The following is a 14,316-nucleotide window of genomic DNA, read 5'->3' as shown; positions in this document are numbered from 1 at the left end:
ACCGTCAGCTCACCTCGCTCCCAGCCACCCCTGCCACCCCTGCCACCCCTGCCATCGTCAGCACGAAGCGAAAGAGTTCACCGCCATGCGCATCCTCCTCGCCGGGGCCACCGGCGCCATCGGCCGCCAGTTGCTGCCGCTGCTGCTGGACGCCGGCCACCAGGTCGCCGCCACCTCCCGCTCCGCCGAGGGCGTGGCCGCGCTGCGCGAGCGCGGTGCCGAGGCGATCCGGCTGGACGTCTTCGACCGGGCGGCGGTCGAACGGGCCGTCGCCGAGGCCGCCCCGGACGCGATCATGCACCAGCTGACCGCGCTCGCCGCCCTCGACTTCGCCGCGAACGCCAGGATCCGCCGGGAGGGCACCCGCAACCTGGTGGACGCCGCGCACCGCGCCGGGGTGGGGCGGATCGTCGCGCAGTCCATCTCCTGGGCCTACCAGGGCGGTGACACCCCGGCCACCGAGGCCACCGCGCTGGACGACACCACCGAGCAGCCGCGCGCCACCACGGTCGCCGGCCTGCGCGCCCTGGAGGAGGCCGCCGCCGAGCTGCCCGAGCACGTGGTGCTGCGCTACGGCACCCTCTACGGACCGGGCACCTGGTACGCGCCGGACGGCCTGACGGCGCAGCGGCTGCACCGGGGCGAGTTGACCGCCGGCGCCGCCGTGAGCTCCTTCCTGCACGTCGAGGACGCGGCACTGGCGGCGCTCGCGGCGCTGGACTGGCCCAGCGGGACGGTCAACATCGTGGACGACGAACCGGCGGCGGCCCGCGACTGGGTCCCGGTGCTGGCCGCCGCCGTCGGGGCACCGCCGCCGGTGGTGGGAGCCACCGACGGGCGGGGCGGCGGGCGGGCCGGCTGGGAGCGCGGCGCCGACAACACGCTGGCCCGGCAGGCCCGGGGCTGGCGCCCGACCCGGGCGTCCTGGCGGGCGGGGTTCGCCGAACTGGGCCGGCAGCACCCGGCGTAAGCCGTCCGACGGAGCCGGTACGCCACTAATCTGGTGGGCATGCCCTTTCCCGATGAGCAGGCTCCCGTCGCGGTCGTCGACTACCAGGCCGGCTGGTCGGCCGAATTCGAGCTGCTGGCCGAGCGGTTACGTGCCGTGCTGGGCGAACTCGCGCTCGCTGTCGACCATGTGGGGTCCACCTCGGTACCCGGACTGGCGGCCAAGGACTGCATCGACGTCCAGGTGCGGATGCGGTCGATCGAGCAGGCTCGCGAGGTCGCGCTGTTCGCCACGATCGGCTTCCGCTGCCGGCCCGAGCCGTGGAACCACCTGGAGGTGACCGCCGGCCGGCAGAGCCGAAAGCTCGTCTTCGCTCCCCCGGTCGGCGCCCGCCGCTGCAACGTCCACCTGCGCGAGAGCGACGGCCGCGCCGCGCGCCACGCACTGCTGTTCCGCGACTACCTGCGCGCGGACGAGGCCGCCCGCCGCTCCTGGGGCGCCTTCAAGCAGCGGCTGGCGCAGAGCGTGCCGGACCTCGGCGACTACGGGCAGATCAAAGCGCCCGCCTGGGAGATCCTGATGGCCGCGGCCGAGCGCTGGGCGGCGGACACCGGCTGGCGGGCCGCCCGGGCATGACGGATCGCCGGGCCCGCCGCCCGGAGCCCGGGCGGCGGGGCCGGACAGGCCACGGGCCGGCGCACCGGGGCCGGCCCGCAGGAGCTGCTCCGCTACCGGGTGGTGAGCGCCTTGCCGAAGACCGTGGAACTGTGCCGGACCGTCATACCCACCCGCTCGTACAGCGACAGCGCACCGGTCTGCGAGTGCGTCCACAGCGTGCAGGTCCGCCGCCCCTGCCGGTGGACGTCACGGAAGGTGTGCCGCAGCAGCACGCGGGCGATGCCCTGGTTGCGGTGGTCACGTCGGACCGCGACCCGCTCGATGTACCCCTCGTCGGTATCCGGGAGGTCCAGCGAGAGCACCGCGCCGACCATCTGGTCGCCGGCGAACGCCACCGACGAGACCGCCGGCGCGAAGATGTCGCGCTCGACGGTCAACAGGGCCCACTCCTCGTAGGACTTCCGCCGCTGCTGCCACTCGTCGAACGCGTCCTCGGTGAGCTGGTACGCCGCCCGCTCGTCGCCGGCCCGGAACGGCCGCACCGTGATGCCCGCCGGCGGCTCGGGCACCACCGGTTCGACGGGCAGCGCGATCTCCAGGAACCAGGCGATGGCGTGCGGTTCGTAGCCGTGCGAGCGCAGCAGCGCGACGGCCCGCCGGTCGCCGTCCGGGACCGTCTGGACGATCCGTTCGCCGCCCGCTTCACGGGCCCGCGCCTCGACCCAGGCGAGCAGTGAGCCGCCCAACCCCCGCCCCTGGTGGTCGGGATGGACGTCGACCTCGGAGCGCCGGTTCACCCAGGCCCGGCCGGCCAGCTCCCCCGCCGGGTCGTGCACGAGCAACGTGTCCAGGGCCAGGTCCAGGCCGGGACGGGCGAGGTCGGCGGCGACACCGTCGGGATCGACCTCGGCGCGGCCGTACAGTGCACGCTCGCAGGTCGCGACCAGGCGATGGATCGCGTCGACGTCGGCGATGGTTGCCGGCCGGCTCCGATAGCCGGTCGGCAGCGGCAGTGGCAGAAGATCAGACATGCGTGCACCCTGCTCCCTCCGCACCCGCCCTGTCGACCCGTTTGCCCGGTGGTCGTGCCGTCGGTCAGGCCATCGCCTGGCGCTCGCGCAGGAGGGCGACCCCTTCGCCGTCGAGCTGGTCGCAGTAGGGTGCGCGGCCGGCCATCGCCATCACCAGGGCCAGCGTGGTGCCGGACACCGGCACGCCGTCACCGGCGACGAAGGGGCCGTCGGTCGCCGCCAGTCGTAGGCCGACTGCGCGCTTCTTCGACAGGACGGGCAAGTCGGAGCCCTGGTAGTAGGCGGCCAGGGCGGTCAGGGCGTCGACCGGATAGTCGCGCTTGATGCCAAGCGGTCGGCGGATGTCCTCCGCGTGCACGACCGTCTCCCCGAGCATCGCCACTCTCGGCAGGGGCGGCTTGGTCGTGCTGGTGATCACCCGGCGGAACCGTGCGAGCGTCTCGGCCGGAGCCGCGCCCATGTGCTCGGCCAGCCGCAGTGCGACCTGCCGGTCGAAGTCGAAGCGGCAGCGGACAACACCCGCCATCCACCGCACGGGGGTGAGGCTCGCCCCCGCGGTCATGTGCGCGAGTACCTCGCGGACCGTGAACCGGTCGCAGAGGGACCGGGTGGCCCACTGCTCCTCATCCAGCCCCACCAGGTCGGCGGCCAAGGCGGCCCGCTCGGCGTGGATCTGCCCCCAGAGACCGGTCACAGGTCGGGGGTCGTCGGTCGGTGTCGACGGTGACATGCGGGCACTGCTCCTGTGCGTTGGTCGGGCCGGCGGCAACCGAGCAGCCGAGCAATCGAGCAGCCGACGAGATCCTCGACGAGGTCGCCACCTGCTGCCACCGGATCTCGGACGTGGCTCGCCTATTGTCACCTGCTCCGAGCTTTCGGCTCAGTTGTCACCGCTGTCCGAGGCTGTCGCTGCGGAGCACGCTGTAGCGGACGACGTCCCGCCACTGCCCGTCCCGGAACACAGCGCTGCGCAGCACGCCTTCGCGGGTGAAGCCGGATTTCTGTAGTGCGCGTTGCTCGGCGATGTTCTCCGTCTCGGTGTCCGCTTCAAGTCTGACCACCGGTGTGTGCGCGAAAAGGTAGCGCACCAGCAGCCGCTGGGCCTGCGTGCCGACCCCACGGCCCCGGCCCTCCGGCAGCAGCTGGGCTCCAACATTCCAGCAGTACGAGCTCCGCGACATCACGACCTTCCGCCATGCCACGAAGCCGAACCTGTCGGCACCAGTCACCACCATCAGCTGGCCGCCGTCATCGCCGAGCAGACCGTCCTGCTCCCAGCGCCGTCGCCACCGCCCGGGATCCGACCAACCGAGCCATTGGAACGGCCCGGTCGCCTCAGGATCCGTGAGAAACCGCTCGAGCACCGGCAGGTCGTCCTCGGCCACAGGACGCAGCATCACGGGATCATCGCTCATCCCGATCACCCTAGGCCCTCCGCGTGGTCCAGGTGACAGATCCTGATGATGTGCCAGCTGTCGATTTTCGGGCCAGATCGACAGCCACGCTGAAGACCTGAGGTGACAGTTGTCGCGACCAGGTGACAACCATTTCGACCAATCACAGCCACTCTCCGTCACCACGAGATCTCGATCACCCTCGAATTGGCTCAAGAGTTCGATTCTGACTTGAATCTTTACGAACGGATGTTCGATCCTGGACCCATGGCCACCCCCGTCCTCCTCCAGCAGCAGGCAGCACCGGTGCCGGTGCCGTCGGGAGACGGAGCGGCGCCGGTGCCCCTGCCGGTGCCCGCCGCGCTGGCCGGGGTGCTGCCGGCGGGCGGGCTGCGGCGCGGGGCGGCGGTGTCGGTGTCGGACGACGCCGGGCTGCTGCTGGCGCTCGCCTCGGGGAACCGGGACGGGTGGTACGCGGCGGTGGGGCTGCCCGAGCTCGGGCTGCTGGCGGCCAGCGGGTACGGGATCGATCCCGGACGGCTGCTGCTGGTGGACGCGCCCGGACGGCAGTGGCCCGAGGTGGTGGCGGCGCTGGCGGGGGCGGTGGAGGTGATCCTGCTGCGTCCGTCCGGGGCGGTGGCGCCGCAGCTGGCGACCCGGCTGGGCGCGGTGCTGCGGCGGAGCGGGTGTGTGCTGCTGGTGGCCGGCGAGTGGCCCGGGGCGGAGCTGCGGCTGAGCGTGCGGGAGAGCCGCTGGGTCGGGCTGGGCCCCGGGTACGGGCTGCTGGCCGGGCGGCGGGCGCTGGTCCAGGTCGAGGGCCGGGGTGCGGCCGCGCGTGCCCGCACGGCGCGGGTCTGGCTGCCGGACGAGCACGGGGTGGTCCGGGCGGCGGAGGAAGCGGCGCCCGGGACGGCGCCCGAGGTGATCGAGACGCGGGACGGTGCCCTCGGGCCCGCCGCTGTCGGGGTGGGGCTCGACGTGGAGTCGGGCGACGCGGTGGGGCGGGGGCGGCTGGCGGCGGTGTGAGATGGCTGCTGTCGAGAGCGGTGCGGGTGAACGGGGCGACGTCAACGGCGTCGGCGTCGATGACGTCAACGGCGTCGACGACACCCGGGTCGACCCGGTGCGGGTGCTGGTGGTCTGGTACCCGGACTGGCCGATCGTCGCCACCGGTGGCCTGGCCGAGCCCGGCCGGGCGGTGGCCGTGGTGGCAGGTGATCGGGTGCTGGCCTGTTCGGACGCGGCGCGGCTGGCCGGGGTGCGGCGCGGGCAGCGGCTGCGGCTGGCCCACCGGCTCTGCCCCGAGCTGCGGCTGCGGGAGCGGGACCCGGCGGGCGAGACCCGCTGCTTCGAACCCGTGGTGGCCGCCGTCGAGGCGTTCACGCCTCGGGTGGAGGTGCTGCGACCCGGGCTCTGCGCGATCCAGGTGAAGGGGCCGGCCCGGTACTTCGGCGGGGAGCGGGCGCTGGTCGCGGCGGTGTCGGCGGCCCTGGCCGGGCTGCGGGTGGCGGTGGACCCGGCGGCGGACCGCGCCACGGACTGGGGCGGGCCGGTGGAGCCGGCCCCGGTGACGGCCGCCGCTCCCGGGTCCACCGGCGCCCCGGCCCCGCGACTCGGGGCCGCGGACGGCGTCTTCGCCGCCGTGCTCGCCGCCCGTGCCGGGGTCGTGGTGCCCGCCGGACGGACGGCCGAGTTCCTGGCTCCGTACCCGGTCGCCGCGCTGGAGGACGAACCGCTGGCCGAGCTGCTGGTCCGGCTCGGCGTACCCACCCTGGGCGACTTCGCCCGGCTGCCGGCCGCCACCGTGGCCGACCGGTTCGGGCCCGCCGGGCGGGCCGCGCACCGGCTGGCCCAAGGCCGCACCGCGCGACCGCCGGCCGGCCGGACCCCCGGGCCCGAGCTGGCGGTCGAGCAGCGCTTCGACCCGCCCGAACTGCTGGTCGAGCCGCTGGTCTTCGTCGGCCGCGCGCTCGCCGAGCGCCTGCACGAGGCGCTGGCCGGGGCCGGGCTGGCCTGCCGCCGGGTGGCCGTGGAGGTGACCTGCGCGGACGGCGGCAGCGCCAGCCGGCTCTGGCAGCACGAGGGGCGGCTGTCCGCGCCCGCGCTGGCCGAGCGGGTGCGCTGGCAGCTGCAGGCCTGGCAGGGCTCGGGGTTCTTCGCGCCCACCGCCGGCGGGTTCACCGCGCTGCGGCTGGTGCCGGACGAGCTGGTGGCCGACCACGGGCGGCAGTTGGCGCTCTGGGGACAGGCGGTGGTCGAGGACCGGGTGGAGCGGGCGGCGGCCCGGGTGCAGGCGCTGCTGGGGTACGGCGGGCTGACCCGGGTCGAACGGGTCGGCGGGCGCGGTCCGGACGAGGTGCTGGTCAAGGTCCCCTGGGGCGAGCGGCCGGCGCCGGCCACCGACCGGGACGCGCCCTGGCCGGGACGGCTCGGCCACCCGGCGCCCGGCGTGGTGCCGCCGACGCCGGTGCCGGTGGCCGTGCTGGACGCGGCCGGGCTGCCGGTCGCCGTGACCGGGCGGGCCGAGGTCTCCGCGCCGCCGGCCCAGCTGGTGCTGGACGGACGGGTGACGGTGGTCACCGGCTGGGCCGGCCCGTGGCCCGCCGTCGAGCGGTGGTGGGAGCCGGACCTGGGGCGACGCCGGGCCCGGCTCCAGGTCACCCTGGCCGACGGGCGGGCGCTGCTGCTCGTCCGGGAGGGCGGGGGCTGGGCGGTGGAGGCGGCCTATACCTGACGGACCATCAGCGAATCAGCGGGATCCCGCGGGATCCCGGACGGAACGAAGAACGAACGGCCCGGCACCATGGGATTCGACAGTCAGTCCAAGCTCCCCTGGAGCGAACTCCGCGACCGGATGCACGGCCGGGACGGCGGCAAACGGGACAGCGGCCGGGGGCGCGGCGGGGAGAGCGACCGGGAGCGCGGCAGGGAGAGCGACCACCGCGCGGACGCGGGTCAGTTCGCCGACGTGCTGCGCCTGCCCGGCTCCCCCGACCGGCCCCGCACGAGCACGCCCTGGGCCGAGCTGCACGTGCACTCCGCGTTCAGCTTCCTGGACGGCGCGAGCGAACCGGAGGACTTGGTCGCCGAGGCGCTGCGGCTCGGCGTGGAGACCCTGGCGATCACCGACCACGACGGCCTCTACGGAGCGGTCCGGCTCCATCTGGCCGCCCAGGGCACCGGCCTGCGCACCGCCTTCGGGGCCGAGCTCAACCTGCCCGGTTCCCCGGACGCCCCCAACTCCCTTGGCGCGCCCGGCCTGCGGGACGAGCACCTGCTGGTACTGGCCCGCTCCGCCGAGGGCTACCGGCGCCTGTCCGCCGCGATCGCCGCCGCCCAGCTGGCCGGCCAGGGCAAGGGCCGCCCCGCCTACACGTTCGAGGAGGTCGCCGGCGCGCACGGCGGCGAGTGGGCGGTGCTCACCGGCTGCCGCAACGGCCGGGTGCAACGGGCCCTGGAGGAGCGCGGACCGGACGCCGCACTGCGCGAACTGCACCTGCTCACCGAGGCGTTCGGGGCGGCGAACGTCTTCGTCGAGCTGATCGATCACCGGCTGCCCGGGGACGACCCGCGCAACGACGCGCTGGCGGCGCTGGCCGCCCGGGCCGGCCTCGCGGTGGTGGCCTCCAACAACGTGCACCACGCCACCCCCGCCCAGGGGCGGTTGGCGCAGGGGCTGGCCGCGCTGCGGGCCCGCCGGACGCTCGCCCAGGCGGCCGGATGGACCAGGGCGGCGGGCACCGCGCACCTGCGGTCGGGGGCCGAGATGGCGGCCCGGCTGGACCGGTTCCCCGGGGTGCGGGCCGCCACCGCCGAACTCGGCCGCGCCTGCGCCTTCGAATTCACCACCCTGAAACCGGAGTTGCCCGTCTTCCCGGTGCCGGACGGGCACACCGGGTTCAGCTTCCTGCGCGAACTGACGCTCCGGGGAGCGGCAGTTCGCTTCGGCCCGGACCACCGGCGGGCCGAGGAGCAGCTGGCCAGGGAGCTGGAGGTGATCCGGCGGCGGGAGCTGGCGGGCTACTTCCTGATCGTCCACGACCTGGTGGAGTTCTGCCGGCGCCAGGACATCTGGTGCCAGGGGCGCGGTTCGGCCGCCAACTCGGCGGTCTGCTACGCGCTGGGCATCACCGCCGTCGACCCGATCCACTACGGGCTGCTCTTCGAACGCTTCCTCAGCATGGAGCGGGACGGGCCGCCCGACATCGACCTGGACATCGAGCACCGGCGCCGCGAGGAGGTGATCCAGTACGTCTACCAGCGCTACGGCCGCGCGCACGCCGCCCAGGTGGCCAACGTGATCACCTACCGCCCCCGGCTGGCACTGCGCGACGCGGCCCGGGTGCTCGGCTACCCGATGGACCAGGTCAACGCCTTCTCCCGGCAGGTCGACTTCCGCTCCGCTCCCGGGGCGGACGCCGTGATCCCGGCCGACGTGCTCGAGCTGGGCAGCCAACTGCACGGCCTACCACGCCACTTGGGAATCCATTCGGGCGGCATGGTGCTGACCGGTCAGCCGGTCGGCCAGATCTGCCCGACCGAGTGGGCCCGCATGCCGGGCCGTTCGGTGCTGCAGTGGGACAAGGAGTCGACGGCCGGCGCGGGCCTGGTCAAGATCGACCTGCTGGGGCTCGGCATGCTCTCCGCCCTGCACGACGCCTGCACGCTGGTGGCCGAGCAGCACGGCCGCCGGCTCGACCTCACCAGCATCCCCAGGGACGACGAGGACGTCTACCGGATGCTCTGCCGGGCCGACACCGTCGGGGTGTTCCAGGTCGAGTCGCGGGCCCAGATGTCCACCCTGCCGAGGCTGAAGCCGACCACGTTCTACGACCTGGTGGTGGAGGTCGCCCTGATCCGCCCCGGCCCGATCCAGGGCGGCTCGGTCCACCCCTACCTGCGCCGCCGGGCCGGGCAGGAGAAGGCCGACTGCCCGCACCCGCTGATGAGGCGGGCCCTGGACAAGACCCTCGGGGTTCCGCTGTTCCAGGAGCAGATGATGCAACTGGCCATCGACTGCGCGGGGTTCACCGGTGCCGAGGCCGACCGGCTGCGGCAGGCGATGGGTGCCAAGCGCTCGCACCAGCGGGTGGCCGAGCTGCGCCGGCGGCTGCTGGACGGGATGGCGGAGCGCGGCATCCCGTCGCAGACCGCCGAGGACATCTTCACCAAGATCGAGGCCTTCTCCAACTACGGCTTCCCGGAGTCGCATTCGATCAGCTTCGCCCATCTGGTGTATGCCAGCGCCTGGTTGAAGTACCACTATCCGGCGGCCTTCACCTGTGCGCTGCTGGCCAACCAGCCGATGGGCTTCTACTCGCCGCTCAGCCTGATCGCGGACGTCCGCCGGCACGGCGTGACGGTGCATCCGGTGGACGTCAACGCCAGTGCGGCGGGCCCGACTCTGGAGGGGCCCGGGGACGGCCCGGCGATCCGGCTCGGGCTGGCCACGGTGCGCGGCCTCGGCGAGGAGCAGGCCCGGGCGGTGGCCGCCGGGCAGCCGTACCGGGACCTGGAGGACTTCGCGCACCGCACCGCCCTGCCGGCCCCGGTGCTGGAGGCACTGGCCACCGCGGGGGCGTTCCGCTGCTTCGGGTTGACCAGGCGTCAGGCCCTGTGGTCTGCTGGCGCTTTGGCGCTCGGTGGCGACCTGGTCCTGCTGCCCGGCACCACTCCGGGGACCGTCGCGCCCGAACTGCCGGCGATGACACCCGTCGAGGAGACCATCGCCGATCTGTGGGCCACCGGGTCCTGCGCCACCAGCCACCCGGTCGAGCACGTCCGCCCCGACCTGACCCATATCGGTGCCACCCCCGCCGCCGAGCTGCCCGCCCTGGCCCACGGCAGCCCCGTGCTGGTCGGCGGCCTGGTGACGCACCGTCAGCGACCGCCCACGGCGGGCGGCGTGCTCTTCCTCAGCCTGGAGGACGAGACCGGCCTGATCAACGTGGTCTGCAACCGCCCGGTCTGGGAGCCCCACCGCCGCACCGCCCTCGACCGGGCCGGCCTGCTCATCCACGGCCGGGTCGAGCGCGACCAGGGCGCCACCAATGTGGTCGCCACCAGGATCCGGCCGCTGCGGGTGGCGATCTGATCCCGACCCAGACCCCGACCCAGAGCCAGACCCAACCCCGACGAAACGAGGAGCATCATGCGGCGCTACATCCTCACCGGCACCCCCGGAGCCGGGAAGACCTCGATCCTGCGGGAGTTGGCGGCCCTCGGCCACCACACGGTGGCCGAGGCCGCAACCGACGTGATCGCCGCCGAGCAGGCCCGGGGCGTGCCGGAACCGTGGCAGCGCGCCGACTTCGTCGACCGGATCACCGCCGAGCAGCGCGACCGCCGGCTCCGCGGCACGGCGGCGCTCCAGATCCACGACCGCTCCCCCGTCTGCACCCATGCGCTGAGCGTCTTCCTGGACCGTCCGGTCAGCCCCGCACTGGCCGCCGAGCTGACCCGGATCACCCGCGAGCGGAGCTATGAACCCCAGGTCTTCTTCATCCGCAACCTCGGCTTCTGCGAGCCGACACCGGCCCGCCGGATCAGCTTCGCGGACTCCCTGGAGTTCGAGCGGATCCACCGGGAGAGCTACCGGGCCTTCGGCTTCGAGCTGATCGAGATCCCGGCCGGCCCGCTCACCGAGCGGGTGGCCCTGGTCCGGGACACCCTCGGCGAGCTGTCGCGCTCTGCGGCATGAGGCTTCACCCAGCGCGACTGTCAACTTTGGTTGACACTCAGGCGGCGTCAACCTATGTTGACACCATGAGCGAGACCAACCAGCTCGCCGCAGACGCGAGCAGCCCCGACCCCGCCACCGGCCTACGGGCCGTCCGTGCCCTGCGCGACCTCGCCGACCGGCTGGAGGACCTTCAGGTCGGCAGCGCCCGGGCCCATGGCTGGTCCTGGCAGGAGATCGCCGCCTGCCTCGGCGTCAGTCGGCAGGCGGTGCACAAGAAGCACGCCCGGCGCCCCCTCTTCCTGGACGGAGAGTGACCATGTTCGAACGTTTCACCGCGCCCACCCGGCAGGCGATCACCGAGGCCCAGCGCGAAGCCGCCCAGCTGCGCCACGAGTTCCTCGGCACCGAGCACCTGCTGCTCGGACTGCTGCACCACCCCGAGGACCCGTGCGTCGCGGTCCTGGTCGACCACGGGCTCGACCTGCCGAGCGCGCGGGCCGCCGTGGTCCGCCTGCTCGGCGACGGCTCGGCCACCGTCGACGCCGAGGCGCTGGGCTCCATCGGCATCGATCTGACGGCGGTGCGCGAGGCCGTGGAGGCGACCTTCGGGCCGGGCGCGCTGGACGGCCGGAGCGGTGGCCCGAGCAGCGGCCGGAGCGGTGGCCGGGACAGCGCCCGCCGGGTGCGCTTCAGCCACCGCGCCAAGCAGGCCATCGCGCTGGGACTGAGCGCGGCGGTGGCGCGCAAGGCGAAGACCATCGAACCCGGCCACCTGCTGGTCGGACTGCTCCAGGAGGCCCAGCAGCCCCCGAGCCTGGGGCAGCGCCAGGGGCTGGCGGCCCGGGTGCTGCAGGATCGCGGGCTGGTCCTGGCCACCGTCCACCCCGCCGTGCTCGCCGCCCTGGACCACTGACCACTGACCACTGACCACTGGCCGCCGACCACCGACCGCCGGACACCCGCAGCTCACCGGCCCCCGGGGCGAGGACCGTGCCGCTGCTCCGGGCACCCATCGCCACCTGGCAGGATGCCGGTATGAGCTACCTCGCGGCCGACTCCCGCTACGCCTCGATGACCTACCGCCGCGCCGGGCGCAGCGGCGTGCGACTGCCCGCCGTCTCGCTCGGGCTGTGGCACAACTTCGGTGACAGCCAGCCGTTGGAGGTGCAGCGCGCCGTGCTGCGCCGCGCCTTCGACCGGGGCGTCACCCACTTCGACCTGGCCAACAACTACGGCCCGCCGTACGGCTCGGCGGAGCGCAACTTCGGCACCCTGTTCGCCCAGGACTTCCGCCCGTACCGCGACGAGCTGTTCATCGCCTCCAAGGCCGGCTACGACATGTGGCCGGGCCCGTACGGGGACGGCGGCAGCCGCAAGTACCTGCTGGCCAGCCTGGACCAGTCGCTGGACCGGATGGGCCTGGACTACGTGGACGTCTTCTACTCGCACCGCTACGACCCCGACACGCCCCTGGAGGAGACCATGGGCGCGCTCGCCTCGGCCGTCCAGCAGGGCAAGGCGCTCTACGCGGCGATCTCCAACTACCCGGCCGAGCAGCACCGGGAGGCGGTGGCGATCCTGCGCGAGCTGGGCACCCCGGCCCTGCTCAACCAGGCCCGCTACTCGATCCTGGACCGCGCGGTCGAGGACGGGGTGCTGGACGCGGTGGGCGACACCCAGACCAGTCTGATCGCCTACTCCCCGCTGGCCCAGGGCCTGCTGACGGACCGCTACCTCGGCGGCGAGGTGCCGGCCGGCTCCCGGATGTCGGTCGGGCACTTCCTGAAGCAGGAGGCGCTGACCCCGGACAAGCTGGCGCAGCTGCGGGCCCTGGACAAGCTGGCCGGGCAGCGCGGGCAGAGCCTGGCCCAGCTGGCGCTGAGCTGGGTGCTGCGCGACCCCCGGGTGGTCTCGGTGATCGTCGGCGCCAGCAGCGTGGCCCAACTCGACCAGAACCTCGACGCCTTGGCGGCCGGACCGTTGAGCGCCGAGGAGCTGGCCGAGATCGACCGGTTGAGCCGCTGAGCCGGATCACCACCGGCCCACCCGGCCCGGACGGAAGGAGAAGCAGGTGCCCAAGACCACTGCGGAGAAGCTCGGCATCAAGCCCGGCGCCACCCTCACCCTCATCAACACCCCCGACGGGCAGGCCGCGCCGCTCGGCCCGCTGCCCGACGGCGTGACGCTGGAGTCGGGCAGCGGCGGCACGGCCGACGTGGTCGTGCTGTTCGCCCACGACAGCGGCGAACTGCACCGGCACGCACCGGCCGCGTTCGCGGCCGTGGCGGAGAGCGGCAAGGTCTGGATCGCCTACCGCAAGGGCGGCGTCTCGGACCTGAGCCGCGACACCCTCATGCCGGCCCTGACCGAACTGGGCTGGCACGGAGTGTCCCTGGTCTCCGTCGACACCACCTGGTCGGCCGCCCGCTTCCGGCCGCTGCACCTGATCGGCCACTGCACCTGATCGGCCGCTGACCGTTCGGCCGGGAGCACCGGCTCCCGGCCGAACGGTCGAAGCACAGCACCCTCAGCGCACTGACTGATCATCAACTCTGCGTGATCGGCGTGTACTTGTAGCCGACCCGCCGTACGGTGACGATGCTGTCCCGGTGTGCCGCACCCAACTTGCGGCGCAGCCTGGCGACATGGACATCAACCGTGCGGCCGTCGCCGACGTGGCCGTAGCCCCAGACAGCGGAGACCAACTGGTCGCGGGTGTGCACGCGCTGCGGGTGCTGGGTCAGGTGGGCGAGCAACTCGAACTCCAGGTAGGTGAGATCGAGCAGCTCGCCGTCGACGTGGGCGCTGCGCCGCTCCGGGTCGACGCTGATGCCGCGCGCGGCCGAGCGAGCGCCGCGCCCGCCCGTGCCGGCCGCCGGCAGCACCGGAGCGGCGAACGCCACCGGGGCGGCGGCGGGCACGGCGGCCGGCACGGCAGCGGGCGCCAGGCCGGTGGCCGCCGGCTCGGCCGGCACCAGCACCAGGTAACCCACCAGCGGCTGAACCGCCCCGCCCGGCAGGCCCAACTGGGCTCCGTACTGGGCGAGTAGCGACTGCGGCAGGGATGACTGCGGCAGCGTGGCGACGACGGCGGCACCCTCCGGCAGCGCGCCGAGCAGTGCGGAAGGCATGGCCGACTGCTCGTACCCGGCCAGCTGGGCGTGGCCGATCGGCAGCAGGGTCGGTGGGAGCGGGATCGCCGCGCCGGGCGCCGGGTGCCGGCGCTCGGCGGCGCTCGGCGCGGCGGAGACCGAGCGGACGGCCCGCAGGTGCGGGGTGGCGGCGGGGGCGGTCAGGGTGGCCGAGGAGGAGGAAGACATGAGGCAGCTCTTTCGCACAGAACGTTGGATGGACGTCGTCTGCGCGTCGGACCGGACTCCGCCGCCCGTGGCTGTTCCGAGGTCGGGTGACCTGGGTCAGCGGTGGGCGGGCCGGGACGCGCGAGGCGAACCCGGACAGGTCTGGTCGAAGAGGTGCGGCTGCCGGGACGGCCAGAACGGCTCGAGGTCCTGACGGCCTCGGCCGCTGTCCACGCAGGAGTGCATGGCCTCAGTGAAGCGGATTCCCCGGGCGCGGCTAGGCACCGGCCGTCGCGTGAGAAGCGAACGCTCCGCCGTCATGGTGCTGCCCTCCCCCGGGTGT

14 protein-coding genes are annotated in these 14,316 nt (G+C 74.0%); 10 read left to right on the top strand and 4 right to left on the bottom strand.

Annotated features, from left to right (window positions below; all coding sequences use genetic code 11):
- Positions 1 to 85 precede the first annotated feature (85 nt).
- Together OG403_RS30465 and OG403_RS30460 are read left to right on the top strand one after the other, a co-directional pair.
- Positions 86 to 970, top strand: coding sequence for an NAD-dependent epimerase/dehydratase family protein (locus OG403_RS30465; protein WP_329570060.1), 885 nt, complete (start codon positions 86 to 88; stop codon positions 968 to 970).
- A 39-nt stretch (positions 971 to 1,009) separates the two neighbouring features.
- Entirely contained in the window at positions 1,010 to 1,585 is a 576-nt protein-coding gene (locus OG403_RS30460) for a GrpB family protein (RefSeq protein WP_329570058.1), read from the top strand.
- Between the two features lie 92 nt (positions 1,586 to 1,677).
- Here the strand turns inward: OG403_RS30460 and OG403_RS30455 are convergent, their stop codons facing one another.
- The 3 genes from OG403_RS30455 to OG403_RS30445 all read right to left on the bottom strand — a co-directional run bounded on the left by OG403_RS30455 (position 1,678) and on the right by OG403_RS30445 (position 4,013).
- Positions 1,678 to 2,598, bottom strand: a complete 921-nt coding sequence (locus OG403_RS30455) for a GNAT family N-acetyltransferase (RefSeq protein WP_329570057.1) — start codon at positions 2,596 to 2,598, stop codon at positions 1,678 to 1,680.
- 64 nt (positions 2,599 to 2,662) lie between these two features.
- Entirely contained in the window at positions 2,663 to 3,328 is a 666-nt protein-coding gene (locus OG403_RS30450; protein WP_329570055.1) for a maleylpyruvate isomerase family mycothiol-dependent enzyme, read from the bottom strand.
- 157 nt (positions 3,329 to 3,485) lie between these two features.
- Positions 3,486 to 4,013 (bottom strand): GNAT family N-acetyltransferase, encoded by a 528-nt coding sequence (locus OG403_RS30445; RefSeq protein WP_329570053.1) that lies wholly within the window; start codon positions 4,011 to 4,013, stop codon positions 3,486 to 3,488.
- 246 nt (positions 4,014 to 4,259) lie between these two features.
- Here OG403_RS30445 and OG403_RS30440 point away from each other — a divergent pair, with 246 nt between their 5' ends.
- The 8 genes from OG403_RS30440 to OG403_RS30405 all read left to right on the top strand — a co-directional run bounded on the left by OG403_RS30440 (position 4,260) and on the right by OG403_RS30405 (position 13,138).
- Positions 4,260 to 5,018, top strand: coding sequence for a hypothetical protein (locus OG403_RS30440; RefSeq protein ID WP_329570052.1), 759 nt, complete (start codon positions 4,260 to 4,262; stop codon positions 5,016 to 5,018).
- A gap of 1 nt (position 5,019) precedes the next feature.
- Entirely contained in the window at positions 5,020 to 6,726 is a 1,707-nt protein-coding gene (locus tag OG403_RS30435) for a DNA polymerase Y family protein (protein ID WP_329570049.1), read from the top strand.
- Between the two features lie 69 nt (positions 6,727 to 6,795).
- Positions 6,796 to 10,086 (top strand): error-prone DNA polymerase, encoded by a 3,291-nt coding sequence (locus tag OG403_RS30430; RefSeq protein ID WP_329570048.1) that lies wholly within the window; start codon positions 6,796 to 6,798, stop codon positions 10,084 to 10,086.
- Between the two features lie 57 nt (positions 10,087 to 10,143).
- Positions 10,144 to 10,692, top strand: coding sequence for an ATP/GTP-binding protein (locus OG403_RS30425; protein ID WP_329570047.1), 549 nt, complete (start codon positions 10,144 to 10,146; stop codon positions 10,690 to 10,692).
- Positions 10,693 to 10,757: 65 nt separating this feature from the next.
- A complete protein-coding gene (locus OG403_RS30420; RefSeq protein ID WP_329570045.1) occupies positions 10,758 to 10,988 on the top strand; it encodes an RNA polymerase subunit sigma-70 in 231 nt (76 codons plus the stop codon).
- Between the two features lie 2 nt (positions 10,989 to 10,990).
- Positions 10,991 to 11,587 carry a Clp protease N-terminal domain-containing protein gene (locus OG403_RS30415; RefSeq protein ID WP_329570043.1) on the top strand — a complete coding sequence of 199 codons (597 nt, stop codon included), beginning with the start codon at positions 10,991 to 10,993 and terminating at the stop codon, positions 11,585 to 11,587.
- Between the two features lie 122 nt (positions 11,588 to 11,709).
- Positions 11,710 to 12,699, top strand: coding sequence for an aldo/keto reductase (locus tag OG403_RS30410; protein ID WP_329570041.1), 990 nt, complete (start codon positions 11,710 to 11,712; stop codon positions 12,697 to 12,699).
- Between the two features lie 46 nt (positions 12,700 to 12,745).
- Positions 12,746 to 13,138 (top strand): hypothetical protein, encoded by a 393-nt coding sequence (locus OG403_RS30405; protein WP_329570040.1) that lies wholly within the window; start codon positions 12,746 to 12,748, stop codon positions 13,136 to 13,138.
- 82 nt (positions 13,139 to 13,220) lie between these two features.
- Here OG403_RS30405 and OG403_RS30400 read toward each other — a convergent pair whose 3' ends face one another.
- Positions 13,221 to 13,994, bottom strand: coding sequence for a winged helix-turn-helix domain-containing protein (locus tag OG403_RS30400; RefSeq protein ID WP_329570038.1), 774 nt, complete (start codon positions 13,992 to 13,994; stop codon positions 13,221 to 13,223).
- Positions 13,995 to 14,316: the final 322 nt, after the last annotated feature.

It is taken from the genome of Kitasatospora sp. NBC_01266 (assembly GCF_036242395.1).
In the GTDB taxonomy this organism is placed as follows: Bacteria; Actinomycetota; Actinomycetes; order Streptomycetales; family Streptomycetaceae; genus Kitasatospora.
The sequence above is the reverse complement of the archived record's forward strand: the minus strand, read 5'-3'. Positions and strand labels throughout refer to the sequence as shown.